Source organism: Collinsella sp. UBA1693, from assembly GCF_002320115.1.
Lineage (GTDB): Bacteria > Actinomycetota > Coriobacteriia > Coriobacteriales > Coriobacteriaceae > Collinsella > Collinsella tanakaei.
This window is the reverse complement of the sequence record NZ_DCJT01000001.1, coordinates 30,831-56,943: the sequence shown is the minus strand read 5'-3', so window position 1 is coordinate 56,943 and position 26,113 is coordinate 30,831. Positions and strand designations below refer to the sequence as shown.

Below are 26,113 nucleotides of genomic sequence, written 5' to 3'. Positions count from 1 at the left end.
TAAATTGATGGCGCATCTGTCGTGGTGCGCCGTCATACTTACTGCCTGTCGCATATGCGATGCACGGCACCTACTAATATATGAAAGGATACGCACATGGGTGTTAACCTCTCCGGCCGCAGCTTCCTGCGCCTGCTCGACTTCACCACCGAGGAGATCGAGTACATGCTCGCTCTCGCCAAGAACTTCAAGGATCTCAAGCGCACCGGCACGCCGCACCGCTACCTTGAGGGCAAGAACATCGTCCTGCTGTTCCAGAAGACTTCCACCCGCACCCGCTGCGCCTTCGAGGTCGGCGGTATGGACCTGGGCATGGGCGTCACCTATCTGGATCCCGGTTCGTCCCAGATGGGCAAGAAGGAGTCCATCGAGGACACCGCCCGCGTTCTGGGCCGCATGTATGACGGCATCGAGTTCCGCGGCTTCGATCAGGAAGACGTCGAGGAGCTCGCCGCCAAGTCCGGCGTTCCGGTGTGGAACGGCCTGACCGACCTGTGGCACCCCACCCAGATGCTCGCCGACATCCTGACCGTTCAGGAGAACTTCAACTATGACATCAAGGGCAAGACCCTGGTCTTCATGGGCGATGCCAAGAACAACGTTGCCCGCTCCCTGATGGTTGTCTGCTCCAAGCTCGGCATGAACTTTGTTGCCTGCGGTCCCAAGGAGTGCATGCCCGCTGACGACGTCATCGAGGCCTGCAAGCCCATCGCCGAGGCCAACGGCTGCACCATCACCCTCACCCAGGATCCCAAGGAGGCCTGCACCGGCGCCCACGTCATCTACACCGACGTTTGGGTTTCCATGGGCGAGCCGGACGAGGTTTGGACCGAGCGCATCAACCAGCTCGAGCCCTATCGCGTCACCACCGAGCTCATGGCCATGGCCGATCCTTCCGCCATCTTCCTGCACTGCCTGCCGGCCTTCCACGACACCAACACCACCACCGGTGCCGAGATCGCCGAGAAGTTCGGCGTCACCGAGATGGAGGTCGAGGACGCAGTCTTCGAGTCCCCGCAGTCCAAGGTCTTCGACGAGGCCGAGAACCGCATGCACACCATCAAGGCCGTTATGTACGCGACCCTGAAGTAATTTCTTTGTCGTGCCTCCTTTAAGGGCGGGCGCCGCTCGTTCGGTGCCCGCCCCTAGGGCATGCATCTGGCAGTCCTCTGCACCCATCGCGTCTTTAAGTAGCACGGCACGGTATGGACGCGGTGGACAGACAAGAATCTTGAAATGAAGGGAGGATGAGAACCTTGACTGAGACCGCTAAGAAAAAGCGTGGTATGCCTTCATCGTTCACCATTCTTCTTATCCTGCTGGCCGTCGTCGCTCTCGTTACCGTCGCCGTCGCCGGCATCGCCCCTGGCGAAGTCACCGCTGCCCGTTTGGATGACTTCTTCATGGCTCCTGTTCGCGGATTCGCGGACGCGCTCCCCGTATGCTTGTTCGTCATGATCCTCGGCGGCTTCCTTGGCATGATGACCGAGACCGGTGCCCTTGATAACGGCATCGCCGTCCTGGTCAAGAAGCTCAAGGGCAACGAGCTCATGATCATCCCCGTCCTGATGTTCATCTTCTCCCTCGGCGGTACCACCTATGGTATGTGCGAGGAGACCGTGCCCTTCTACGCTCTGCTCGCCGCCACCATGATGGCCGCCGGCTTCGACCCGCTGGTCGGCGCCGCCACCGTCCTTTTGGGTGCCGGCTGCGGTTGCCTGGGTTCTACCGTCAACCCGTTCGCCGTCGGCGCTGCCGTCGACTCCCTGCGCGGCGTTGGCATCGAGGTCAACCAGTCCATCATCATCGGCCTGGGCGCCGTTCTGTGGATCGTGACCACCATCATCTCCATCTTCTTCGTCATGCAGTACGCCAAGAAGGTCAAGGCCGATAAGGGTTCCACCATCCTGTCCATGCAGGAGCTCAAGGACGCCGAGGAGGCCCATGGCGCAGCTGCCGCCGAGGTCACCAAGGACGTCAAGCTCACCGGTCGCCAGAAGGGTGTTCTCGTCGCCTTCGCATTCACCTTCGTCGTCATGATCGTCGGCTTCATCCCGCTGGCCGACCTCAACCAGGGCGTTGCCGACTTCTTTGACGCCGGCGCCGCCTCCCATGAGGAAGTTGTTGAGGTAACCGGCGACGACCTGGTCGCCGCCTACGACGACGCCAACGGCACCGCCACCGTGCTCGATGGCGATGTGACCGGCGAGTCCACCTCCACCGTGACCGACTCCCTCGGCTGGTCCGCAATCGTCACCGGCGTGCCCATCGGTGCCTGGTACTTCGATGAGGCCTCTACGTGGTTCTTCATCATGGCTATCGTGATCGGCATCATCGGCGGCCTGTCCGAGAAGCAGATCGTGAACACCTTCATCGCCGGCGCCGCCGACATGATGTCCGTCGTCCTGATCATCGCTTTGGCCCGCGGCATCTCCGTCCTCATGGCCTCCACCGGTCTGGACGTCTACGTTCTCGACGCCGCCGCCAACGCGCTGGCCGGCCTCTCCGGCATCATCTTCGCTCCCATGAGCTACCTGGTCTACTTCGGCCTGTCCTTCCTGATCCCCTCCACCTCCGGTATGGCTACGGTCTCCATGCCCATCATGGGCCCGCTGGCCGTCAAGCTCGGCTTCTCGCCCGAGGTCATGGTCATGATCTTCTCCGCCGCCATCGGTGCTGTGAACCTCTTCACCCCGACGTCCGGCGCCATCATGGGCGGTTTGGCCCTCGCCAAGATCGAGTGGACCACCTGGCTGAAGTTCGCCATGAAGGTTATCGTCGTTATCGCCCTGGTCTCCGTTGTCATCCTCACCATCGCGTGCGTGATGATCTAGGTCGATTCATCGGCTTTGCAGCTGTCAGTATGACCCCTTGCATGAAGTAGCTTCATGCTTCGAGTCCGGCGGTTGCCGATAAGATGTCCGGCCGGCCGCTCGTCCAAAAACGATCGACCGGTTGCGACCCCTACCTTTCGCCCCCTCCCGTTCCGTGCGCGGGAGGGGGCGCTTTTGTGTAGGGGCCGGTGCGTAAAAGCCGTGAGCGGTCGAGTGCATGGAGATTGCCTACCAAAGCTTCGGTATAATGCGGGAGTTACCGACTGATACGCTGGAAGGAGCATGTGCGCATGCGTCAGGGTTTTGATAACGAGAAGTACATCGAGTTGCAGACCGAGCAGATCCGCAAACGTATCGACCAGTTGGGCGGCAAGCTCTACCTTGAGTTTGGCGGCAAGCTGTTTGATGACTACCATGCTTCGCGCGTCCTTCCCGGCTTTGAATCCGACACCAAGTTCCGCATGCTCCAGAAGCTGGTGGACGATGTCGAGATCATCATCGCCATCAACGCCAACCACATTGAGAAGAACAAGGCACGTGGCGATCTGGGCATCACGTACGACGAGGACGTGCTTCGCCTGGCCGACATCTTCCGCGCGCACGGTTTTCGCATCGCCGGCGTGGTGCTGACCCAGTACGCGGGCCAGCCCGCCGCGGACGTGTTCCGCCACCGCCTTGCGGACCTGGGCATCACCTGCAAGCTGCACTATCCCATCGAGGGTTACCCGCACGATATCGACCTCATCGTTTCCGAGGACGGCTACGGTAAGAACGAGTTTGTCGAGACCATCCGCCCGCTGGTTGTGGTGACCGCGCCCGGTCCCGGCTCGGGCAAGCTTGCCACGTGCCTATCGCAGCTCTATCACGAGCATAAGCACGGGGTGGAGGCCGGCTACGCCAAGTTCGAGACGTTCCCGGTGTGGAACCTGCCCCTGAACCATCCGGTCAACATCGCCTATGAGGCCGCGACCGTTGATTTGGACGATGCGAACATCATCGATTCCTTCCATCTGGAGGCCTACAACAAGACCGCCGTGAACTACAACCGCGACGTCGAGGCGTTCCCCGTGGTCAAGGCCCTTATGGGCAAGATTTTGGGTGAAAGCCCGTACCAGAGCCCCACGGACATGGGCGTCAACATGGTCGGCTTCGCCATCAGCGATGACGAGGCGTGCCGTGATGCCTCGCTGGCGGAAATCGTCCGTCGCTACTTTACCGCCGCCGTGAACGTAAAGCGCACCGGTACGGGCGAGGAGCAGGTGGGCCGCCTGAAGGCCATCATGCAGAAGGCCGGCATCGACAAGGGCTACCTGCCCACTCGTGCCGCCGCCCTTGAGCGAGAGGAAGAGACGGGCGGCCCGGTGGGCGCCATGATGCTCGCGGACGGCAGCGTCATTACCGGCAAGACTTCCGAGCGCCTGGGCGCGGCGAGCTCGCTTCTGATGAACGCGCTTAAGACCGTCACCGGCGTGGATGTTGAAGAGGACGTGATCGATGACGGCGCCATCGATCCCATCTGCCGCCTTAAGACCGAGCAGTTGGATTCCAAGAACCATCGCCTGCATTCCGATGAGACGCTGATCGCCCTATCCATTTCCTCCGCAACCAGCCAGACCGCCAAGCGCGTGATCGACGGGCTGCCCAAGCTGCGCGGCTGCGACGCGTTCTTTAGCGTGATCATTTCCCAAACGGACGAGGAGCTTTATCGCAAGCTGGGTATCAACGTGTGCTGCGAGCCCAAGTACGAGCGTCACACGTTCTACCACAAATAGGCGCTTGCTCGTTAAGCTCGCCGGCCCCCTGCGGGGACGACGGACTCGCCACGGGTCATCGTCCATATAAATCTCATGCGCGCGGGCGCTATGGTTTCCATTTTGTGAACCATGGCGCCCGTTTTCATTACACCTTTATGTTGGAAACAATTGCGCAGTACAATTAAATTCCGGTTAGAACAGTAGGTTAACTAATCGGAAAGGCATGGTGTACCTATGGCCAAGCATGTGTTTGTAACGGGCGGCGTTGTCTCCTCGCTGGGAAAAGGAATTACCGCGGCTTCGCTGGGGCGTCTTCTTAAATCTCGCGGATACAAGGTGACCATGCAGAAGGCCGACCCGTATCTCAACGTTGACCCGGGCACCATGAGCCCGTACCAGCATGGTGAGGTCTTTGTTACTGAGGACGGCTATGAGTCCGACCTTGACCTGGGTCATTACGAGCGTTTTATCGACGAGAACCTTACCCGCGATTCCAACTTCACCACGGGAGCGATCTACCGCGACCTGATCGCTCGCGAGCGCCGCGGCGACTTTTTGGGCGGTACCGTGCAGGTGATTCCGCACGTGACCGACGCCATCAAGGCCCGCTTCCGCGCCGTTGAAGAGCAGACCGGAGCCGACGTGGTCATCACCGAGCTGGGCGGCACCATTGGCGACATCGAGAGCCAGCCTTTTATCGAGGCGATCCGCCAGTACCGCAAAGATGCCGGCCCCGAGAACGTATGCTGCATCCACGTTTCGCTGGTGCCCTACATCGCCGCCGCGCACGAGGTTAAGACCAAGCCCACGCAGCATTCCGTCAAAGAGCTGCGTGGCTTGGGCATCCAGCCGGATATAATCGTCTTGCGCAGCGATCATGAGATCGGCGACGACACGCGCTCCAAGATCGCGTCGTTTTGCGACGTGGACACCAACTGCGTCTTTACCAACGAGGACTGTGCGTCTATCTACGACGTGCCCACCCTTCTTGCCAACCAGGACTTCGACCTGCGCGTCTGCGAGCGCCTGGGGTTGGACCCGCGCGAGCGCGACATGGCGGAGTGGGATGCGTTCCTGGCCAAGAAGGACCATGCGGACAGCCATGTCGACGCGGTGAAGATCGCCGTGGTGGGCAAGTACACCCAGCTGCCCGACGCGTATCTCTCCGTTATCGAGGCGCTGCACCACGCCGGCGTGTTCTTTGACCGTCGCGTGCAGGTGGAGCTGGTTGACGGTGAGCAGCTTGATCAGAACAACGTGGACGAGGTATTGGGCGATGCTTCCGGCGTTTTGGTGCCCGGCGGCTTTGGCAAGCGCGCGCTTGAAGGAAAGATTTGCGCAGCCGAGTACGCACGCGAGCACAAGATTCCCTACCTTGGCATTTGCCTGGGCATGCAGGTCGCCGTGTGCGAGTTTGCGCGCAACGTGGTGGGTCTAGCGGGCGCAAGCTCGTCCGAGTTCGACCCCGACGGCCCATATTCCGTCATCGACCTCATGAGCTCGCAGGAGGATGTGACGGAGAAGGGTGGTACCATGCGATTGGGCGCCTACCCATGCAGGTTGGCCGAGGGCACGCTTGCCCGCGAGGCGTACGGTAGCGAGTTGGTCTACGAGCGCCATCGTCATCGCTACGAGTTCAACAACGCGTTTCGCGGACGCCTTGAGGACGCCGGTTTGGTGATCTCCGGCGTCTCGCCGGACGAGCGCTTGGTCGAGATGGTGGAGCTTCCGCGCGACGTTCACCCGTGGTTTGTCGCCACGCAGGCCCACCCGGAATTCAAGAGCCGTCCAACTAGGCCGCAGCCGCTTTTCCGTGAGTTTGTACGCGCGTCGATCGCATTGCATGAGACCGGCTGCTAGGGGAGTATTGTAGATACGGCGCAACGTTGCGCTGTTTGTACGGGGGCGCTGCTGTGCTACGCGGCGCCCCTGCTTGATAGAGATGGGAGGGTCACGACCGTGCAAGATGAAGCTTCCGCTTTTGCGGGCGGGTGCGGGCCCGTGGCCGAATACCTGGACCATCTGGCTGTCGAGCGCGGCCTCTCGTCCAATTCCATAGAGGCGTACCGGCGTGACTTGGGGACATACGTGGCGTTTTTGGACCGCCGTGGCGTGGAGCTGCGCGATGTGACAAGGGCGGATATAGAGGCGTTTGCCATGGCGCGGCGGTTGGGAGGATACGCGGTCTCGTCCGTGGAGCGCTCGCTATCTGCGGTCAAGGGCCTGCACAGGTTCATGCTGCGCGAGGGGTTCTCGACCGCAAACCCCGCATCTGCGATCAAGCTGCCAAAAAAGGCGGAGCGATTGCCGGACGTGATCTCTATCGACGCCGCTGCCGCGCTGCTTGACCAGCCGTTTCCCCAAACCAACGCGGGTGAGCGCGATCATGCTGCGCTTGAAGTGCTGTATGGGTGCGGTCTACGCGCAAGCGAGCTGGTGGGACTTGATATTCGCAATGTGCATTTGGACGAGGGCTTGCTGCGCGTGACGGGCAAGGGATCCAAGGAGCGATTGGTTCCTATCGCGGGGTCGGCTGCGAAGTCGTTGCAACACTATATATATAGTGGGGCGCGCGACGGGCTTGCCGCCCATGCTCGAACGCTAGACGAGAGCCCGGCGGTTTTTCTAAATAAGAATGGTGGGCGGCTCTCGCGCCAGAGCCTTCATGCCGCGTGCGAGCGATACGGCCGCGCGGTGGGCATCGAGGGACTGCATCCGCATACGTTGAGGCACTCGTTTGCGACCCACATGCTCGCTGGCGGCGCGGACCTGCGCGTGCTCCAAGAGATCTTGGGGCACGCGGATATCTCGACCACGCAGATCTACACGCATGTTGACCGAACCCAGCTGACCGAGGTGTACCTGGCGGCGCATCCGCGCGCCTAGCGATCCGCGCGCGTGGCGCGTGCGGGGCCGCGCGTGGGGCCTGGTGGGGCCGTGCGGGGGAGCGAGTGGGACGCGAGAGCGGGTGCGGGCGTGGGGTGCGGTGGGGAGCGAGTGGGACGTCGCCGACCCTGTTGGGCCTCAAAGACTGAGATAAATATGGATATGAACTCAATTTGTGGGGGTGGGGAGCTACGCGCCGGTGCGGACGGCCCCCTGTTGGCATGACTGGGCAGACTAATTATCAAAAATTGCCATCTACCTGCGGGTTCACAACGCTGCCACAAACTCTCAAAAGTCGATTCAAGCTTAACTTGAAGGTTAGGGCGCTCGATCCAGGGGCGAGGGGTGGGCAAAAATAGCTGATACAACACAATATGTAGTGGTTGCTTGAAATCGCAAGCGGTCGTTTTTATGGGATGAGTGGGGGAATGGGTGGAGGGTGGGGGAGAGAATGGGAAAAAGTGTTGATAAAAGTCGCTCTAGCCCATAATATTGAAAGCGTCGACAGAGGGGGTGGTTCCCCGTACACGCGCATCCGAGCAACCGAGGGGAGGGCGCAGCAGTGATATTGACCGGAACATACGAGCGCAATCTCGATGCCAAAGGTCGCCTGTCCCTGCCTGCCGCCGTCCGCGACGAGCTCTCTTCGCACGTTTACGTGTTGCCCGCACCCGATGTCGAAGCCCTGTACGTGTTCTCGAGCGATGAGTACGAGAAGTGGGTTATGGGCCTCTTCGACAAGCGCGGCGGCTTCGACCCCCGCAAGCGCGAGGACCAGGCGCTCATGAGGAAGATCAACTCGATGGCGACTCCGATGGATATCGATTCGGCATCGCGTATCGGCCTCACCGAGGCGCTTCGCGAGAAGAAGCATCTTACTCGCGAAGTCACCGTGGTTGGCAACTTCGACCACCTGGAGATTTGGGATCGCGCTGTGTGGGAGCAGACGCAGCAAGCCGACGATGACGACCTAGCCGACCTCTTTTACTCGTAAGGACTGAACGCGAACATGGAATCGGGAACTTTGACACCCGCATTTCGGCATGAACCCGTCATGTTACAGGAAGTGCTCGACACCCTGAAGCTCAAGCGCGGTTCCGTTGTGTGCGATTGCACGCTTGGCGGCGCTGGCCATTCGGTAAAGATGGCTGCTCAGGTGGGCGAGGACGGACTGTTGCTTGGCGTCGACCAGGACGACATGGCCCTAGAGGCCGCGGCGGCGCGCCTTGAGCGCGAGGCGCCGGGAACCCCCACCAAGCTCCTTAAAGGCAACTTTGGGGATCTTGACAAGCTTCTGTGCTCTGCAGAGGTGCCGGGGGTGGATGGATTCCTGTTCGATCTGGGCGTTTCCAGCCCACAGCTCGATATCCCTGGAAGGGGATTCTCGTACAACGAGGACGCCCCGCTTGATATGCGTATGGATCCGGGTAACAACACCCTAAACGCAGCTGAGGTCATCAACACCTATAACGAAGCAGACCTCGCCCGGATTCTTCGCGTCTACGGTGAGGAGAAGTTCTCATCGCAGATCGCTCGCGAGATCGTGCGCCGCCGCGAGACGTCGCCGATCGAGACCACCGGAGACTTTGTCGAGGTGATCAAAGCGGGCATACCCGCGGCGGCTCGCCGCCACGGTGGTCATCCGGCGAAGAGGAGCTTCCAGGCCATCCGCATCGAGGTCAACCACGAGCTCGAAGTTTTGGAGCGCGGCCTTGAAGCGGCTATTCGCTGGACCAACCCCAAGGGCCGCATATGCGTTATCTCCTACCATTCGCTTGAAGACCGCATCGTCAAGCACATGTTCCAGGAGATGAGCCAGGGGTGCATCTGCCCGCCGGAGATTCCGGTGTGCGTATGCGGGCACGTGCCGACATTGAAGGTAATCACCCGAAAGCCGCTTGTCGCCTCCCCTCAGGAGGTAGAGCGCAATCCGCGGGCTCGATCAGCTAAAATCCGCGTCGCTATGAGGCTGTAGCCGCATAGCGGTAACGATTGGGCAGGTCCGCGGCGCAACTTTAAACGAACCATAACTATAGCTAAGGACCGGGGTCTCATATCATGGCTTATTACAACACAAACACAGCAGTCGCCTATGATATGACGGCCGAGCCCTATATGGGCGAGGAGGCTTTTGCCCCCGCTCGCCCCCAACGCCTGGAGCGCCCGCGCCTCGACGTGGTCGGTGGTGCGGGCCGAGAGGCAAACCAGGCTGTCAGCCCGGTGTTCACCCGTGTTATCAAGGTCGCCCTTGTGTTGGTGGCCATGTTCTTCGCCCTTGGCGTCGCCCGTGTTACCATAGCGAGCGCGACCGCGGCGACTCTGAACGGCAACGCGCAACTCAACAGCACGCTTGAGACCGCTCAGGAGGAAAGCTCCAACCTGGAGGTCATGCGTTCCGTCTACGGCGCTACCACCCGTATTCGCGACCTCGCCGCCGGCACGCTCGGCATGGTCGAGGCCGAGGGCGGCGTCACCGTCGACGTGTCCGCTACGCCGGTCGCATCCGTTCAGTAGAGCTCCGCGATTTTTAGAGGGACTATGCCCTATAACAATTATGACGAGAGGGGATATCGCCCTCATAAACCGCGAGATGGCCGCAGCGCGCGCAATGCGCGTGAAGAGCAGCGCAGGGACGAGGAGCTTGAGCGCTCCTTGGTAACAAGGAGAAAGTTCTTTGGAGTCCTTATGGGCGCCGGCGCTCTGTTGTGCGGTGCCAAGCTTCTGGATTACCAGGTCTTCAATGCAGATGAATATCGCCAGCAGGCGGATTACCGCCGCCTGTCGCACCAGACGCTTTTCGCCAAGCGCGGTACCGTTTACGACCGCAACGGAAACGTCCTGGCGTCCAGCGTGGAGTGCCAAAACGTTTACGTGAACCCGCAACTTATCGAGAGCAAGCGCAAGGCGGTAAACGCCTTGGTCGATATTTTGGGCGTGGACGCCGCCGAGGTTCGCGACATCCTGGATCGCGATACCACGTTTGCCTACGTCAAGCGCCAAGTGGATCAAGAAGACGCCGATCTTCTTGCCGAGAAGGACATCGCGGGCATTGAGTTTGAGCCCACCATTAAGCGCGTATACCCGTATGGCAGCATGGCCTCGCAGGTGCTGGGCGTGGTCAACGTCGACAATGAGGGCATCTCCGGCCTGGAGGGCTACTACAACGACGACCTTATGGGCGAGAACGGCAGCATTGTCCGCGAGCGCGCCCGCGACGGCAGCTATATCGCGGGCGGCGCCTATGAGAAGGTCCCTGCGCAGGATGGTACGGACATGGTGCTTACCATTGATGCCAACATCCAGCGCGCGGCCGAGGATGCCATGAAGGAGGCCGTGACCTCGTCCGGCGCCAACTATGGTTCGGCCGTGGTATGCGATCCTACAACTGGAGAGATTCTAGCGGCGTGCTCGTACCCCACCTATGATCAATCAAACCTTGCCGAGGCGCGCACGGAGGACATGAACCTTCGCGTGGTGACCGACGCCTACGAGCCCGGATCGGTATTCAAGGCGTTGGTTTGCGGCATGGCGATCGATATGGACAAGGTCACGCCCGACACCGAGTTCTCGGTCCCCGCCAGCGTCGAGGTTGGTTCGGACCACGTCTACGACGTCGACAAACGCGACTACACCATGACTATGTCGGTGCGCGAGATCATGCGCCGCTCATCCAACACCGGTATGGTGCTGGTTGGCCGTAAAGTGGGCGAGGATAACTTCGCTAAATACTTAAAGAAGTACGGCCTGGGCACCAAGTCCGGCATCGATTTCCCGGGTGAATCCACGGGCATCATTCGCGATCGTAGCGAATATGACGGCTCCAGCTTGGGCTCCATGTCCTTTGGCCAGGGTATCGCCGTGTCGCCCATCGAGCTTCTGCGCGCTATGACCGGCATCGCCAACAAGGGCGTTATGGTAACCCCTCACTTCCTCAAGTCTAAAAAGGGCGAGGAGATCGACTGGGCTTCCAAGGACAAACGTGCCATCAGCGAAGAGGCGGCCGAGCAGGTTGTCTCCATGATGGAGACGGTTGTGGCCGAGGGTACCGGCGCGGGCGCCCAGATCGAGGGCTACAACATCGCCGGCAAGACCGGCACCGCGGAGCGCGCCGGAGAGGGCGGCGGCTACCAGGAAAACAACAACATGGCGTCGTTCCTGGGTTTTGTAAGCCCCAAACATCCCAAGGCCATGGTCTACATCACCCTGGACGGCACGGCCTACACCTCCAGCGTGGCGACGCCGCCGTTCAAGACCATTATGCAGGCGACTATCGACGCGCTTGGCATCAAGGCGGGGGAGTAAAAAGCGTTCTATGGCACTCTTCGCCCGCCCGCCGGCGTGGACGAGCGCGGGCGGGCGCATGTTGCCGTCATGCGCTGTTCACATGGACTGCACCATTGCGGCTTGACCGAGCGGTACAATAGCAGGCTGTCTATAAGCTAACGAAGGGTCTAGCATGATAGAGATAGCGGTAAAGTACCTCGAGAACGTGACGGGTGCTAAGCCATGGACCGGCAACGCCGACCGCGTCTGCCGGGGTTGCGTCATCGATTCACGTCAGGTGGAGACCGATTCCATCTTTGTCGCCTTCCCGGGCGAGCGCGTCGATGGCAACGACTACGCTTCCCAGGCGATCGAGGCGGGTGCGGCGTGCGTCGTTTTGACCCGCGAGCCGTCTCGCGAGCTGATAAGGCAGGCGGACGATCACGAGTGCGCCATCTTCACCGCGGACGACGCTACCGAGTTCCTCCTGCGCCTGGCGCAGGGTTATCGAGCGCGCATGCGCTGCACCGTGGTAGGTATCACCGGCTCCATTGGCAAGACCACCACAAAGGACGTGCTGTGCGCCCTGCTCGCGACGCGCTACCGCGTCCATGCCACGCGCGGCAACTACAACAGCCTTATCGGCATGCCCCTCACCATTCTTGCCGCTCCGCGCAACACCCAGATCATGGTGCTCGAGATGGGCATGGACTCGCTGGGCCAAATCGAGCGCCTGTCGCGCTGCGCCCAGCCCACCTACAGCATCATCACTAAAATCGGCACCTCGCACATCGGCCTGCTGGGCAGCCGCGAGAACATCGCGCGCGCCAAGGCGGAGATCGTTTGCGGCATGGCTCCCTCGTCCGTGAACTTCGAGGGGCATCATTCCAAGCTCATCCTCAATGGCGAGGACGAGTTCACGCCGTTTATCACCGCTACGTTCGCCAAGCCGGCCGGCGTGGACGTGGTGCTGTGCGGCACGTCTGCGGACGATGACGTGAGTGCCACCAACATAGAGCTGGACCAGAACGGCTCGCCTGTCTTTGACCTTATGTTCGCCAACGGCGCGCAGTTCAAGACCAAGCTGGGAATCACCGGCAAGCAGGCTGTGCCAAACGCGCTGTACGCCGCCGCCGTAGCGTCCGAACTGGGCATTCCGCAGTTCACCATCGATGAGGTGTTCCGGGAGGCTCAGATCACCGGGCACCGCCAGGAGGTTCGCTTGGCTGCCAACGGCGCGCGCGTCATCGACGACTCCTACAATGCTAGCCCCGAGTCCATGGCCGCCGGCCTGGATCTGCTCTCCACGCTGCCGTGCCGCGGCGCGCGCGTGGCGATCCTGGGCGAGATGGGCGAGCTGGGCGATGAGGCTCCCCGCCTGCACCAGCTGGTCGGCGCGTATGCCGCTTCCAAAAAGCCCGGGCTGCTGATCTGCGTGGGCGATGAGAACGCTCGACAGATGGCGTCCGCCGCCCGTCTTATGGGTATGGACGAGGACGGCATCCAGGTGGTGCCGGATTGCGACAAGCTCATCGCCCGCTATTCGCATGTTCTCGCTCCTACCGACCTTGTACTTGTTAAGGGCTCGCGCTTTGTGGGCCTCGATCGCTTTGTTGAAGAGGTGTGCTAGATGTTCTTCAACCCCGCTTACCCAACGTATCAGGCGTTTGTCGCCCTGGGTATCGCTGCTATAGTTACGGCGCTCCTCATGCCGCTGTGGATCAAGCTTCTTAAAATCGAGGGCATTGGCCAGCAGGTTCGCGCCGACGGTCCCAAGCGCCATCTGGTAAAGCAGGGCACCCCCACCATGGGCGGCGTGGTGATCCTGCTGGGCATAGTGGTGTCCTGCCTGCTGCTGGCGCAGCCCGCGCCCTCCATCATGCTGGCTGCCGGCGCCGCGTTGGCCACCGGCGCGCTTGGCCTGCTCGATGACGTTACCTCCGTGGCGCAGGGCCGCTCGCTTGGCTTGACGCCGCGAGCCAAGATGGTGGGCCTCACGTTGATCGTGGTCGCGTTCTTCCTCGCCGCCGTCAACCTGTGCGGCGTGGAACCGGTCATTCGCTTCCCCGGCGGGTTCGCGATCGATCTGGGCGTCCTCACCACCACGTTCAGCGTAGCGGGCACCACCATCTCGGTGCCCTGGCTTTACCTCGTCTTTGTGTTCCTCCTGCTTGCGGGAATGTCCAACGCCGTCAACCTCACCGACGGTCTTGACGGCCTCGCCGGCGGTACGGTTATGATCGCCATGTTGGTCATGGCCGCCATCTGCTTCTTGCGCGGAGACCCCAACCTGGCCATCTTCTGCGCCGCATGCGCGGGCGGTTGCCTTGGCTTTCTGTGGTTCAATGCCTATCCGGCAAGCATCTTCATGGGCGATACCGGTTCGCTTGCTCTGGGCGCGGGCTTTGCCGCCGTCGCCGTGCTCACCAACACGGAGGTCATCTCTTTGGTAGTGGGCGGCTTGTTCATCGTCGAGGCGCTCTCCGTCATCATCCAGGTCGTCAGCTTTAAGGCCACGGGCAAGCGCGTCTTCCTCATGGCGCCCATTCATCACCATTTCGAGAAGCTTGGCTGGGCGGAGACCAAGGTGGTCATCCGCTTCTGGATCATCGCCGCCGCATGCGGGGCGCTGGGCCTCGCCTTCTTCTTCCAACTTGCATAGGGGAGTACCCATGTCATTGCCAGATCGATTTTCTCTGCTGGTCCTCGGCCAGGGAACCACGGGGCTCGATGTCGTCTCTTGGGCCCTGCGCCATCGCGGCGATCGCGTCGACTCCATTACGGTGTACGGAGGCGGCTCCTCTTCGCCTACGGAGAAAACCCGCTCGCTCGAGGCGTCGGGTGTTGAGTTCGTCTACGGCACCGAGCTTGTTCAGGGATCGTATGACGTGTGCGTAGCCAGCCCCGGCATTTCGGAGTTCTCCGAGTTCTTTGGTTCTGCTCGCGCGGCGAGCGTCCAGATTATGGGCGAGCCCGAGTTTGCCTGGCGCCTGTCTCCCCAGCGCTGGTGCGGCATTACGGGCACCAATGGCAAGACCACCACCACCTCGCTCACCCAGCATCTGCTGCGCTCTAGCGGCATGGCGGCCTCTGCCGTGGGCAACATCGGCATGACCGCCATCAGTGCCGTTGATTCGCGCTCGCAGGGGGACTGGCTGGTCGCCGAGCTCTCCAGCTACCAGCTGGCCACCACGTGCGAGCTTCACCCCCGCGTGTCCGTGCTGCTCAACATCACGCCGGACCACCTTGCCTGGCACCGCTCGCATGATAACTACGCCCGCGCCAAGATCAGCCTCTTTAAGAACATGGACAGGGATGATCTTGCGATCGTGGATGTGGAGGACGATGGCATCAACGCCTACCGCGACCAGGTCTTCGTTTCAGGCAGGCGCGTGCTGAGCGTCTCCTTTGAGGATCCGGGCACCGCTGACGCGGCCTTTGTGCGCGACGGCGTCCTTACGGTGCGTTTGGCGGACGATGAGACGTCGCTGGTGAGTGCGGGCGAGCTCAAGATCTTTGGTCACCATAACGTGATCAATGCGCTCGCGGCCTCTGCTGCGGCCCTTGCTTGCGGCGCCACCGCGGTCGGTGTTCGCGAGGGTCTCAAGGTGTTTGCGCCGCTGGAGCATCGCGTCGAGCCGTGCGGCGAGCTTGACGGTGTCCGCTACGTCAACGATTCCAAGGCGACCAACACCGACGCCGTCCTCAAGGCGCTTACCGCGTTTCCGCAAGACCGCGTGATCTTGCTGCTTGGCGGCCATGATAAGGGCACGCCCCTGGACGAGTTCGCTGAGCAGGTCGCCGCTCAGGTGGGCGCCGTCGTCTGCTTTGGCGAGGCGCGTGAGCGCTTCCGGCACGCGCTGGAGGAGACCGAGGGCGCCAGCGATATCGACATCGCGGTCGCCAGCGACCTGTGCGACGCCGTTGACGTGGCGCGCTCGCTCGCCGGCAGGGGAGACGTGGTGCTGCTATCGCCCGCGTGCTCGTCCTTTGATGAGTTCTCCGGGTTTGAGGAGCGCGGACGCCGCTTTAAGGCGTACCTGCAAGAGCTGCGCGACCACGCGGCAGAAGTTGAAATGGACTAGGAGCGGTTTTAAGGAATCGCAACGTTATAGTTGGACGAGGAGCCGCCAGTGGCACGTGATACGCGAAACAACCAGGATGCGCGCATGGACGCACGCGCCGGGGAAGGGGTTCGCGGCCGGGTCGAGCGCCCTCGCCGCCGACGCGCTACCGAGTTTGAGCATTCCAGCATGGGCGAGCGCCTGATCGCCGGCGTTCCCGCGCGCATCATGGCGCCCCGCCTGGTGTTTATCGTCTGTCTTGCGGCGCTGTGCTCATTCGGATTGCTTATGGTGTATTCGGCATCTTCGGTCGAGGCGCTTCAAGAGGCCGGCAGCTCGACGTACTTTCTGGTTCGCCAGCTTATTAATATGGCTATCGGCTTGGCGTTCATTCTTATCATGTGCATCGCGCCCGCTTTCTCGCTTGAGTCGTATCGCTATTTTTGGACCAAGCCGTTTTGGGTTATCATCATGGGACTGCTGGTGCTTGTTAAGGTGATCGGTGCGGGGTCGGGCGGCGCCGTTCGCTGGATCGACCTTGGCTTTACCACCATCCAGCCCTCTGAGTTTGCCAAGCCCGTTGCCATCATCATCGCAGCGCGCCTTGCCGTGGATTATTTTATTGACCGAGAAATCGATTCCCAGAAGTTCATTAAAGGCCTGGTCTTGGGCATCGGTCTGCCTCTAGCCCTGGTGTTTGTTCAGCCGGACATGGGCAGTACCCTCATCATCGCCGTCGCGGTCTTCTTTATGCTCGTCCTTTCCGGGCTGCCCGGGCGCTATATCGTCTACATCCTCGGCGTTTTCGCGGTCGCCGGCACCGCCGCGCTTGTCGCGCAGCCCTACCGTATCGCCCGCTTGATGGTTGCGATCGACCCCTGGAAGGACCCATACGGTGACGGCTACCAGGCGACGCTCGCCATCATGGCGTTTGCGTCGGGCGGATTGTTCGGCCGCGGCATCGGCGGGTCGACCATGAAGTACAACTACCTGCCCGAGGCGCATAATGACTATATTCTTGCCATCATTGGTGAAGAGCTCGGCTTGGTGGGCACCGTCATCTTCTTTGCGGTCTTCATAGCGCTGTTGGTCTCTGCCTTTAGGATTGGAACGCGCTGCCCTAATCGGTTTGGTAGGCTCATAGCTTACGGCTCCTCGCTCATGCTTGGCATCCAGTTCTTTGTCAACGTCATGGGCATCTTGGGCGTCACGCCTATGACCGGCAAACCCATCCCCTTCATTAGCTACGGCGGATCTTCCGTGCTGACGTCGATGATCATGGCCGGTCTTATCCTGCGCGTCTCGATCGAGAGCAACCAGACCACCATCCATGACGTGCGTCGCCAGAGCCTTTCCGTGGTTGATCGCGACCGCGGTGGACGGGCGACTTCATCTGGCTTTAGCGTGCTTACGGGCGGCTCCGCGCGAGGCGAATCTTCGCGCGGGCGTTCCTCGCAGTCGGGCTCGCCGCGTCAGGGGGGTTCCACCCGGGGCGCAAGGTCCTCGTCCACATCCTCGCGGGGTCCTGCGGGCTATGGTCGCACCGGCATCTCCGGAGGCTATGATCGCGTGAACCTTAACGGCGACCCCTCGGACCGCTTGCGGTCGCGCGATTCCGGCCCGCGCGTGAACAGGTATGATGGTTCTGGCCGGCGCGACAACCATGGTGGTCGCGGCGGATATTCAAATTCAACCAGGAGGGGTCGTTATGACCGATAAGCTCTCTGTCGCTATCGCCGCCGGCGGCACTGCCGGACACGTTAATCCGGCACTTGCGCTTGCGGAGGAGCTGCGGCAGCGCGGACATGCGGTCCGCTTCTTTGGCGAGTCGCGCCGCCTTGAAGGCAAGTTGGTGCCTCAGGCAGGATTCGACTTCTTTCCCGTGCACGTCACCGGCTTTGACCGGGCCCGCCCATGGACCCTGGCGACCGCCCTGTACCATCTAAGCCGCGAGCAATCCAGGCTTGTCCGTGCGTTTAAGGACGATGCCTCGCTCAAACCGGACGTGGCCATCGGCTTTGGCGCCTACATCGAGCTCCCGCTTATGCGCGCCGCCGCCAAGATGGGTGTCCCCGTGGCGCTGCACGAGCAAAACTCCGTACCCGGCCTTGCCAACAAGCAGTCCGCCAAGACCGCGTCTCTTATCGCTATCGCGCAGCCCAGCGTTGAGAAGATCTTCCGTGAACATGCCGGCGCCCATACCAAGATTGTTATGACCGGCAACCCGGTGCGCCGCTCCGTGCTTGAGGGCGATCGCGCTCGCGGCCGCGCTGCGCTGGGGGTGGGCGAGGACGAGACCTTGCTGCTGGTCTTTGGCGGCTCTCTTGGCGCCCATCACCTCAACGAACGCATCGCCGCGTTAAAAGAGCGCCTGCTTTCAGTCCCCGGCTTGCATGTTATGCACTCGACCGGTGCCGACGACTTTGAGGCGACGCGCGACCTTTTGGCCCTGACGGATGCCGAGGCAAGCCGTTGGACGGTCCAGCCCTATATCCAGGATATGGGCGATATGCTGGCGGCGGCGGATCTGGTGCTCTCGCGCGCCGGGGCCTCGTCCATCGCCGAGATCGCCGCCCTGGCCGTGCCCTCCGTGCTGGTGCCCTATCCCCACGCCACGGCGGACCACCAAACCACCAACGCCCGCTTCTTGGTAGATGCCCATGCGGCTGTGATGTTTGCGGACGCGGATATCGATGGCAAGGCGTTTGAGGATACTCTGGCAGACCTGCTGGCGAGCTCGTCCAAACGCTCCGCGATGAGGCGGGCGGCCAAGGATTTGGCGCAAGACCGCGCGGCGCAGATGCTCGCGGACCAGATAGAGGCATTGGTTCGCTAACCGCTTGCATGCCCCCATCCTGCTGGTTGATTTGCTTGGGCGATCGCCTGCGGGATGGGGGTATTTTCCTATGCGTGCGCGGTGAGTGCATAAGGGCGCGCATGAGAGTACAATGGATAGGTTAATTATGAAAGCGACGCTACGAGGAGTAGGCATGTCGAACATCGTAGTACCCGAGACAACCGAGGCGCCCGCGTTTAAGAGCGCGCATTTTATTGGCATTGGCGGCGCCGGCATGAGCGGCATCGCGCTGGTGCTGCATGAGCGCGGCTACGCGGTGAGCGGTTCGGACCTCAAGACCTCCCGCTACATCCGCCAGCTCACCCGAGCCGGCGTCGATATCCATATTGGCCATGAGGCCAAGACCATCGACGAGGTCAAGCCCGAGGTGGTTGTTGTTTCGACCGCTATTCCCGAGACCAACCCGGAGCTGGTTCGCGCACGCGAGCTGGGTATTCCCGTGTGGCCTCGCGCCAAGATGCTCTCTGCGCTGGGCCAGGGCTACACCACTGTCGCCGTGGCGGGTACGCATGGCAAGACCACCACGTCTTCTATGTGCGCCACCATGCTCGACCGTATGGACCTGGACCCCAGCTTCCTTATCGGCGGCATCGTCGAGGGCTATGACACCAACGGCCGCAACGGCTCGGGCGAGTTCTTTGTCGCCGAGGCGGACGAGTCCGATAGCTCCTTTTTGTACCTCAACCCCAACGTGGTGGTCGTTACCAACGTCGAGGCGGACCACATGGACCATTACTCGTCCCTTGAAGAGATTGAGGAGACGTTCTGCACGTTCATGAATTTGGTGGGCGAGGACGGTTGCGTTATCGCGTGCGGCGACCAGAAGCGCCTGGCCGAGCTTGCCCGTTCCACCGGCCGTCGCGTGATCACCTATGGCGTCGATGCCGATAACGACGTGGTCTGCGTCCCCGGCGAGTCGATGCATGCCATCGGCGCAACCTTTACGGTGAAGCTGCCCGACGGCACCACCCATGAGGTTTCCATCAAGCACAACCCCGGCCATCACAACATGCTCAACGCCACCGCATCGCTCACCGTGAGCTACGTGCTTGGGCTGGACGTGGACGCTGCCGCCCGGGCGCTTTCCAGCTTTGAGGGAGTGCGCCGCCGCTTCACCCATGTGGGCGATGTCAACGGCGTGACGTTGGTGGACGATTACGGCCACCATCCCACCGAGATCAAGGCGACCCTTGCCGCGGCAAAGGACCTTGCTTTCAAGCACGTGTCCGTTGTGTTCCAGCCGCATCGCTACTCGCGCTTGCAGGCGCTGCGCGATGATTTCGCCAACGCTTTCGCGGACGCCGACAAGCTCATCTTGATCGACGTGTTCCCTGCGGGCGAGATGCCCATTCCGGGCGTTACCAGCAAGATGCTTGCCGACAGGGTGCGCGAGCTGCATCCCGGTATGGACGTGCGCTACGTTGCCGATCGCGCCGACCTTATGCAGTGCATCGATGAGACCGTCTCGGACGGCGACCTGTTGATCACCATGGGCGCCGGCGACGTCACCACCGTGGGTCCCGACTACCTCGAGCACGTGCAGCAGCTCGATAGCGACCGCTAGATCGCCATGGGTCTGTTCAACGCCGTCATGTCCCTCTCGGGACTCATCGATACCGAGGTTGTAGAGGACGAGCGCCTTGCTCGCCATACCAGTTACCGCATCGGCGGCAAGGCGTCCCTCTTCATCACCTGCCATAGCTACCACTCGCTGCGCCGGACCGTGGAGGTTCTGGGGCGCGAGCAGGTGCCGTGGGTCATTATCGGCAAGGGTTCCAATCTGCTTGTCGCCGATGACGGCTACCCGGGTGCGGTGATTTCGCTGGGACGCGAGTTCAGCCGCTTTGTGCTCGCCGATGACGGCGCAACCATTACCGCCGGCGCCGGCGCCATGCTGGCGCGCTTGGTTAACGAGGCGTTGAGCCGTGAGCTCTCGGGCTTGGAGTTTGCCGTCGGCATTCCCGGTACCGTGGGCGGCGCGATATCCATGAACGCGGGCTCGCGCGATGAGTGGATAGGTGCCCTGGTCCAAGACGTTCTTACCTATAAGGCGGGCGAGGGCATTCGCCATTACGGTCGCGATGACGTCACGTGGGGGTATCGCACCAACACGCTGCCGCGCGACGAGATCGTTCTGGAGGCTACGCTTCGCCTTGCCCCCGGCAACAAGGCCGATATCAGGACTAAGATGGAGCGCTCGCTTGCGCGCCGTCGCCGCACGCAGCCCATCGGTTCCGCCTCGTGCGGATCGGTGTTCCGCAATCCGCCCGACATGAGTGTTGGAAAGATGGTCGAGGACTGTGGATTGAAGGGTTTTTCTATAGGCGGCGCCGAAGTCTCGACGATTCACGCTAACTTTATCGTGAACAAAGGGACCGCTTCGGCCGATGATGTCGCGGCGGTTATTCGACATGTGCACGGAAAGGTAAAGGAAACGTATGGCGTCGAGCTCCAACCGGAAGTCAAATTCCTCGGCTTCTAGAGCCGCGAAGCCCACGTTCCGCAAGGCGACCGCTGCGCAGAAGCGCCCCGTTTCAAGCTCCGCTCCTGCCACGCGTCCAGCTTCGGTTCCCGCTCCCAAAAAACCTATCAGCGCCTATACCGCGCCGTCTCGCAAAACCTCCAGCAGGGTTGCGGCAAGCATTAAGGCTAAGCGACCCGCCAAGCAGGTCTCTGGAAAGGGGCCGGCTCCCCGCGGACTTCAAAGCGTTCCGGCAAAACCCGCCGCCGCTCCCATGTCTGGCAAGGGCATCAAGAAAGCCGGCATGCGCAAGGCCGCCGTGCCAACTCTCAACCAATCAATAAAGAAGGGTTCGCGCCCCGTAACGGCGCGCGCGCTAAATTCCCCGGCTCCCCAGGCATCGCCTGCCAAGGAGCCGCGTCCCGCCGGCAAGATCGCATCCGGTGCAAAGGCCATCGCTTCTAAGCTGCCGGTGCCCCGTGTTCCGCGAGCGGCCATCGCCGCCGTTTTGCTGGGCGTGCTGGCGCTGGCAGTCGCCGCCATCGTTATCTTGAACTCCGGCTTGTTCGCCGCTACCGAGATCAAGATAGAGGGCAGCGTCCATGTGACGCAGGAGCAAGCGGAGCAGCTGATCGACATCAAAGAGGGGACAACGCTCTTCAACGTCAACGAAGCCGAGCTGTCGAGCGCGCTCAAGAAGAACCCATGGGTCTCCGGCGTGGATATCGAGCGCGAGTTTCCCCATACCCTTGTCATCACCCCGCACGAGCGAACGGTGATAGCGATCGCTTATATCGCCGCGGATGATATCGCGTGGGCGATCGGGGATGATTCGTGCTGGATTGCGCCCATGTCGCTGAGCGTGTACGTGGATGCGGACGGCAACATCGTCGATGACATAGAGCCCGTCGTCGCCGATTCCCAGGACAGCGCTACCCAAGATGGCGCCTCGCAGGATGCGGACGCTCAGGATCAAGTGGATACGGCGGCGACTGCGCTGCCCGAGGGCATCACCGCGCTTTCCGGCAAAGATGCCGCCGAGGCCCTTGCCAAGCAGTCGAACGCGATTCTGCTGTGCGACGTTTCCGCCGATGTGTCTCCGTCAAGTGGCGATGACGTCACCTCTGATTTGGTCTTGGACGGCATCGCCTACGCGAAGGGTTTCACGCCGGAATTCGTCGCCCAGATCAAAGATATCTCCATTGCGTCCGAGGAGGCGATTTCTGCAAACCTTGACTCCGGAGTGGAGATAGCGCTCGGCCCGCCTGACGATATCGCCCTGAAGGAGCGCGTGGTGACGCAGCTACTCCAGCAGGAGCAGGGAGTCACCTTCATCAACGTGCGAACGCCCAATGCGTATACATTCCGCAGCGTTCCCACGTGATGCTTTGGACAAAATCCCAGCTCTCGGTGAATGGTCAGCTGGTCTACCTGCTGTTTGTTTGTTAAATTCACATTTGGGGGCGTATGCATTTGACTTTTACCGGGAAAACATGCAAAGATAACGTGTTTTATCTCTAGGTTTAATCTTAACTTGAGGGTTATCATTACCGTTGTTTATTCGCAATCTTGCGTATACGGATGTTCGGAGGACCGACACATGCACGAGAACGAGATCAACAACTATCTTGCCGTCATCAAGGTGGTCGGTGTCGGCGGCGGCGGTACCAACGCGGTCAATCGAATGATTGAAGAGGGTATCCGCGGCGTCGAGTTCGTGGCCATCAATACCGACGCGCAGGCGTTGGCGATCTCCGATGCCGACATCAAGGTGCACATCGGCACCGACCTCACGCGCGGCCTGGGCGCCGGCGCCAATCCCGAGGTCGGCCGCAAGGCAGCTGATGAGAGCCGCGACGACATCGCCGAGGCCCTGGCTGGCGCCGACATGGTCTTCATCACCGCCGGCGAGGGCGGCGGCACCGGTACCGGCGCCGCTCCCATCGTTGCGGACATCGCTATGAACGAGGTCGGCGCGCTAACCGTCGCCGTCGTCACCAAGCCCTTCACCTTTGAGGGCCGCAAGCGCAAGAAGGCCGCCGAGGAGGGCATCAAGACCCTGTCCGACAGCGTCGATACCCTCATCGTCATCCCTAACGATAAGCTCCTCGACATCGCTGAGAAGAAGACCACCATGCTGGAGGCCTTCTCCAACGCCGATGGGGTCCTTTCCCAGGGCACCCAGGGCATTACCGACCTGATCACCGTCCCCGGCGTCATCAACCTGGACTTCGCAGACGTCAAGACGATCATGCGCCAGGCCGGCACCGCTATGATGGGCATCGGCGTCGCCTCCGGCGATTCCCGCGCGGTCGACGCTGCCCAGCAGGCCATCTCCAGCCGCCTGCTCGAGAGCTCCATCGATGGCGCCACCCGCGTCCTGCTCTCCATCGCCGGTTCCAAGGACCTTGGCATCCAGGAGATCAACGACGCCGCCGACCTTGTCGCCAACGCCGTCGACCCCGAGGCCAACATCATCTTCGGTACCGTTGTGGACGAGTCCCTGGGCGATCAGGTTCGCATCACCGTCATCGCCACCGGCTTCTCCGATTCCAACGTCAACCGCCAGGATGACCTTTTTGCTCAGTCCCAGGCCCAGGCAAAGGCGGAGGCTGCTCCCCAGCACGCCGCCCAGGCCGCTCCCACCCGCAACATCGGCGGCACCGAGCTTCCTAACTTTGGCAACGACCAGTTCGAGCTGCCCGACTTCCTTAAGCGCGGCACGTTCTAACGTTTTTTCAGTACGATAGCTTGCTTATATAGGGCGCCCCGGCATCAACGTCGGGGCGCCTTCTTGTATCTCGAGCTTACGTTCTCGTGCAGACACGTCTCGCACCCCGTGCGGCCCCTTTGCACGATATGGTTGCCATAATCTGATCCATGTAAGCGCTGGTTGCTAGGACAGGCTGCTCGATTGTGAGATGGTGTATATATCGAAGTTGCTTTTCGATAGGAGGCGAAGCGATGGACAAGGGGTTTGGGGAGCGTTTGGTCGCCCTGCGGCAGGGCAGGGGATATAGCCAGGAACAGATCGCCATGCGGTTGGGTGTGACTCACCAGGGAAGAACACCCGCGTGACGGAACAGGGGGAGGATGTCGATGTGCAGAGCCTGCGCGCGGGCGATGTGGTCGATGTTCGCTTTGAGGTTGCGACCAAAGATGTTGACAACCCATATGAACTGCCGGCGCTCATCCAGCCGGATGCTATCGAGGTGGTCGAGAGCTCCCGCGCATCCGGTGGTGACTAAAATGAAGCGCGGCGTGTGAGGATCGCGCGCCGCGGGTACAACGTATAGCAAATGAGTTTGGGGCGAGGGCGGAAGCGTTCTCGCCCCGTTCCCTTATGCAGATGCTGATGATTGGTGGTCGATGCTGTGGAGCGCTTTACCGTTGATGGCGTGACCCTTGTGGGGTCTCGTGATGCCGATATCGCCTTTGGTTTCACCGAGCGCACAGGAGGGGTTTCCAAGCCTCCGTATGCCTCGCTTAACCTGGGAAGCCATGTTGGAGACGACCTTGAAGCAGTACAGCATAATAGGCTTTTAGCCCTGCGCGCGCTGGGAGTTGAAAACCTTTACAATGCCCTGATAATTCCCAACCAAGTTCATGGTGATGACGTGGTGGTGGTGCGAAATTCTGGTGCAGGCTATCTCGAGAGTATTCGCGAGCGGGTTGCGCAGGGCGCGGACGCCATCGTATGCACCGCCCGCCAAGTTCCCGTCATGCTCTGCTTCGCTGATTGCGTACCGGTTATTCTGACCTGCGGAAACAATGGCTTTGCCGTGGTTCATTCCGGCTGGAAGGGCACATATGCCCGTATCGCAGCAAAGGCGGCCCGCGCGCTGTGCGAGGAGACGGGAGCCGACCCATCCGCTATTTCTGCGTATATTGGCCCGCATATTCAAGGGGACGAATATCAGGTGTCTGATGACCTGATGCATAAGTTCTCTTTACAATTTGATACCATTGCAGAAACCGCATCGCGGCTTTTGGATCTGTCCGCGTGCATACGTCAGTCGCTCGAAGAAATTGGAGTTCCTCCGTGCGCAATTCACGACTTGCGGCTCTCGACCGTGCGTCTCAACGACCGGTTCTTCTCGTACCGGGCGGAGAACGGCACTTGTGGTCGCCACGCCGCCATAGCCGTGGCCCTCTAGCGAGCATCGCTATCGGGGCCCTCACCCTGGCAACAGCCCTATCAATCTCTGCATGCTCTTCCGGTGCCTCGGATGGCCAGATCACGGTGGCGGGTTCGACCACCTGCCTGCCCATCGCCGAGGTCGCTGCTGAAGCCTACGCCGAGCAGACGGGGCTCAGCGTCCTCGTCTCCGGCTTGGGCTCCAGCGCCGGCATCGAGGCCGTCTCCAATGGGACGGCGGAGATCGCGACCTCTTCTCGCGGTCTTAACGAAGAAGAGCAAAAGCTGGGCCTCACCACCATCCCGGTCGCGCACGACGGCATCGCCGTCATCGTGAACCCGGACAACCCCGTCCAGAACCTCTCGACCGAGCAGCTCCGCGACATCTATGCGGGCAAGATCACCAACTGGTCGGAAGTGGGCGGCGAGGACCTCGCTATCCAGCTCGTCAACCGCGATGAGGCATCCGGCACCCGCGAGGCGTTCAAGTCCATCATCATGGACGGCGAGTCCTTCGACCGCCGTGCCGCCGTGCTTTCCGGCACCGGCCAGGTGCGCGACGTCGTCAGCCGCACCCGCGGCGCCATCGGCTACATCTCCATGGGTTTCGTGGAGTCCAAGTACGCCGAGACCCAGGTTCGCGCCATCAACGTGAACCACGTTGAGCCCATCGAGGCGACGGTCGCCAGCGGCGGCTACCCCATCTCCCGCGACCTGTATTTCTTCACCAAGGGCGAGCCCACGGATGAGGCACAGGGCTATATCGACTACGTCCTGTCCGAGGAAATGGACGAGCAGATTCGCGAGGCCGGCTTCATTCCCGCCGGTAATGGCTCTGAAGCAGGGGAGGAGTAGC

At 61.3% G+C, this 26,113-nt stretch carries 21 protein-coding genes; all 21 read left to right on the top strand.

The window, feature by feature from the left end; all coding sequences use genetic code 11:
• Window positions 1-96: 96 nt before the first annotated feature.
• The gene (argF, locus tag B3H65_RS00280) at window positions 97-1,092 is read left to right on the top strand and encodes an ornithine carbamoyltransferase (RefSeq protein ID WP_009140641.1); all 996 of its coding nucleotides are present in this window, start codon (window positions 97-99) and stop codon (window positions 1,090-1,092) included.
• Window positions 1,093-1,247: 155 nt separating this feature from the next.
• Window positions 1,248-2,834, top strand: coding sequence for a YfcC family protein (locus B3H65_RS00275; protein WP_181973298.1), 1,587 nt, complete (start codon window positions 1,248-1,250; stop codon window positions 2,832-2,834).
• 290 nt (window positions 2,835-3,124) lie between these two features.
• Window positions 3,125-4,606, top strand: a complete 1,482-nt coding sequence (locus tag B3H65_RS00270) for a DUF1846 domain-containing protein (RefSeq protein ID WP_286683671.1) — start codon at window positions 3,125-3,127, stop codon at window positions 4,604-4,606.
• Between the two features lie 216 nt (window positions 4,607-4,822).
• Window positions 4,823-6,448, top strand: coding sequence for a CTP synthase (locus B3H65_RS00265; RefSeq protein WP_117679290.1), 1,626 nt, complete (start codon window positions 4,823-4,825; stop codon window positions 6,446-6,448).
• A 99-nt stretch (window positions 6,449-6,547) separates the two neighbouring features.
• Window positions 6,548-7,474, top strand: coding sequence for a site-specific tyrosine recombinase (locus B3H65_RS00260; protein ID WP_286683670.1), 927 nt, complete (start codon window positions 6,548-6,550; stop codon window positions 7,472-7,474).
• 562 nt (window positions 7,475-8,036) lie between these two features.
• Complete coding sequence (locus tag B3H65_RS00255; protein ID WP_009140636.1) at window positions 8,037-8,468, top strand: division/cell wall cluster transcriptional repressor MraZ; 432 nt, start codon at window positions 8,037-8,039, stop codon at window positions 8,466-8,468.
• 15 nt (window positions 8,469-8,483) lie between these two features.
• Window positions 8,484-9,449 carry a 16S rRNA (cytosine(1402)-N(4))-methyltransferase RsmH gene (gene rsmH / locus B3H65_RS00250; protein WP_009140635.1) on the top strand — a complete coding sequence of 322 codons (966 nt, stop codon included), beginning with the start codon at window positions 8,484-8,486 and terminating at the stop codon, window positions 9,447-9,449.
• Between the two features lie 83 nt (window positions 9,450-9,532).
• Window positions 9,533-9,988 (top strand): cell division protein FtsL, encoded by a 456-nt coding sequence (locus B3H65_RS00245; protein WP_009140634.1) that lies wholly within the window; start codon window positions 9,533-9,535, stop codon window positions 9,986-9,988.
• Between the two features lie 24 nt (window positions 9,989-10,012).
• Entirely contained in the window at window positions 10,013-11,776 is a 1,764-nt protein-coding gene (locus B3H65_RS00240; protein ID WP_349675972.1) for a peptidoglycan D,D-transpeptidase FtsI family protein, read from the top strand.
• A gap of 154 nt (window positions 11,777-11,930) precedes the next feature.
• Window positions 11,931-13,367, top strand: a complete 1,437-nt coding sequence (locus B3H65_RS00235) for a UDP-N-acetylmuramoyl-tripeptide--D-alanyl-D-alanine ligase (RefSeq protein WP_286683669.1) — start codon at window positions 11,931-11,933, stop codon at window positions 13,365-13,367.
• Entirely contained in the window at window positions 13,368-14,399 is a 1,032-nt protein-coding gene (gene mraY / locus B3H65_RS00230; protein ID WP_117679296.1) for a phospho-N-acetylmuramoyl-pentapeptide-transferase, read from the top strand.
• A 10-nt stretch (window positions 14,400-14,409) separates the two neighbouring features.
• Entirely contained in the window at window positions 14,410-15,822 is a 1,413-nt protein-coding gene (gene murD / locus B3H65_RS00225; protein ID WP_286683668.1) for a UDP-N-acetylmuramoyl-L-alanine--D-glutamate ligase, read from the top strand.
• Between the two features lie 48 nt (window positions 15,823-15,870).
• Window positions 15,871-17,520, top strand: a complete 1,650-nt coding sequence (locus B3H65_RS00220) for an FtsW/RodA/SpoVE family cell cycle protein (protein ID WP_286683667.1) — start codon at window positions 15,871-15,873, stop codon at window positions 17,518-17,520.
• Window positions 17,510-18,637, top strand: coding sequence for an undecaprenyldiphospho-muramoylpentapeptide beta-N-acetylglucosaminyltransferase (murG, locus tag B3H65_RS00215; RefSeq protein WP_286683666.1), 1,128 nt, complete (start codon window positions 17,510-17,512; stop codon window positions 18,635-18,637). Before B3H65_RS00220 ends, murG begins: the two co-directional genes overlap by 11 nt.
• A 154-nt stretch (window positions 18,638-18,791) precedes the next feature.
• A complete protein-coding gene (murC, locus tag B3H65_RS00210; protein ID WP_286683665.1) occupies window positions 18,792-20,222 on the top strand; it encodes a UDP-N-acetylmuramate--L-alanine ligase in 1,431 nt (476 codons plus the stop codon).
• Between the two features lie 6 nt (window positions 20,223-20,228).
• Window positions 20,229-21,140 (top strand): UDP-N-acetylmuramate dehydrogenase, encoded by a 912-nt coding sequence (gene murB, locus B3H65_RS00205; RefSeq protein ID WP_286683664.1) that lies wholly within the window; start codon window positions 20,229-20,231, stop codon window positions 21,138-21,140.
• The gene (locus tag B3H65_RS00200) at window positions 21,097-22,503 is read left to right on the top strand and encodes a cell division protein FtsQ/DivIB (RefSeq protein WP_286683663.1); all 1,407 of its coding nucleotides are present in this window, start codon (window positions 21,097-21,099) and stop codon (window positions 22,501-22,503) included. Before murB ends, B3H65_RS00200 begins: the two co-directional genes overlap by 44 nt.
• Before the next feature lie 216 nt (window positions 22,504-22,719).
• The gene (gene ftsZ, locus B3H65_RS00195; RefSeq protein WP_009140624.1) at window positions 22,720-23,850 is read left to right on the top strand and encodes a cell division protein FtsZ; all 1,131 of its coding nucleotides are present in this window, start codon (window positions 22,720-22,722) and stop codon (window positions 23,848-23,850) included.
• A gap of 343 nt (window positions 23,851-24,193) precedes the next feature.
• Complete coding sequence (locus B3H65_RS00190; protein ID WP_286683662.1) at window positions 24,194-24,367, top strand: hypothetical protein; 174 nt, start codon at window positions 24,194-24,196, stop codon at window positions 24,365-24,367.
• A 126-nt stretch (window positions 24,368-24,493) separates the two neighbouring features.
• Window positions 24,494-25,276 (top strand): polyphenol oxidase family protein, encoded by a 783-nt coding sequence (locus B3H65_RS00185; protein ID WP_286683661.1) that lies wholly within the window; start codon window positions 24,494-24,496, stop codon window positions 25,274-25,276.
• Window positions 25,240-26,112 (top strand): phosphate ABC transporter substrate-binding protein, encoded by an 873-nt coding sequence (locus B3H65_RS00180; protein WP_286683660.1) that lies wholly within the window; start codon window positions 25,240-25,242, stop codon window positions 26,110-26,112. The genes B3H65_RS00185 and B3H65_RS00180 overlap by 37 nt, the downstream gene beginning before the upstream one ends.
• The last annotated feature ends 1 nt before the right edge of the window (window position 26,113 follow it).

Excerpts from the sequence above, each read along its gene's own strand:
- murB (WP_286683664.1), top strand. The coding sequence starts at position 20,229 with ATGGGTCTGTTCAACGCCGTCATGTCCCTCTCGGGACTCATCGATACC.
- B3H65_RS00245 (WP_009140634.1), top strand. The coding sequence starts at position 9,533 with ATGGCTTATTACAACACAAACACAGCAGTCGCCTATGATATGACGGCC.
- rsmH (WP_009140635.1), top strand. The coding sequence starts at position 8,484 with ATGGAATCGGGAACTTTGACACCCGCATTTCGGCATGAACCCGTCATG.
- murG (WP_286683666.1), top strand. The coding sequence starts at position 17,510 with ATGACCGATAAGCTCTCTGTCGCTATCGCCGCCGGCGGCACTGCCGGA.
- B3H65_RS00200 (WP_286683663.1), top strand. The coding sequence starts at position 21,097 with ATGGCGTCGAGCTCCAACCGGAAGTCAAATTCCTCGGCTTCTAGAGCC.
- murD (WP_286683668.1), top strand. The coding sequence starts at position 14,410 with ATGTCATTGCCAGATCGATTTTCTCTGCTGGTCCTCGGCCAGGGAACC.
- mraY (WP_117679296.1), top strand. The coding sequence starts at position 13,368 with ATGTTCTTCAACCCCGCTTACCCAACGTATCAGGCGTTTGTCGCCCTG.
- B3H65_RS00240 (WP_349675972.1), top strand. The coding sequence starts at position 10,013 with ATGCCCTATAACAATTATGACGAGAGGGGATATCGCCCTCATAAACCG.
- B3H65_RS00265 (WP_117679290.1), top strand. The coding sequence starts at position 4,823 with ATGGCCAAGCATGTGTTTGTAACGGGCGGCGTTGTCTCCTCGCTGGGA.
- murC (WP_286683665.1), top strand. The coding sequence starts at position 18,792 with ATGTCGAACATCGTAGTACCCGAGACAACCGAGGCGCCCGCGTTTAAG.
- B3H65_RS00275 (WP_181973298.1), top strand. The coding sequence starts at position 1,248 with ATGAGAACCTTGACTGAGACCGCTAAGAAAAAGCGTGGTATGCCTTCA.
- ftsZ (WP_009140624.1), top strand. The coding sequence starts at position 22,720 with ATGCACGAGAACGAGATCAACAACTATCTTGCCGTCATCAAGGTGGTC.
- B3H65_RS00235 (WP_286683669.1), top strand. The coding sequence starts at position 11,931 with ATGATAGAGATAGCGGTAAAGTACCTCGAGAACGTGACGGGTGCTAAG.
- argF (WP_009140641.1), top strand. The coding sequence starts at position 97 with ATGGGTGTTAACCTCTCCGGCCGCAGCTTCCTGCGCCTGCTCGACTTC.
- B3H65_RS00270 (WP_286683671.1), top strand. The coding sequence starts at position 3,125 with ATGCGTCAGGGTTTTGATAACGAGAAGTACATCGAGTTGCAGACCGAG.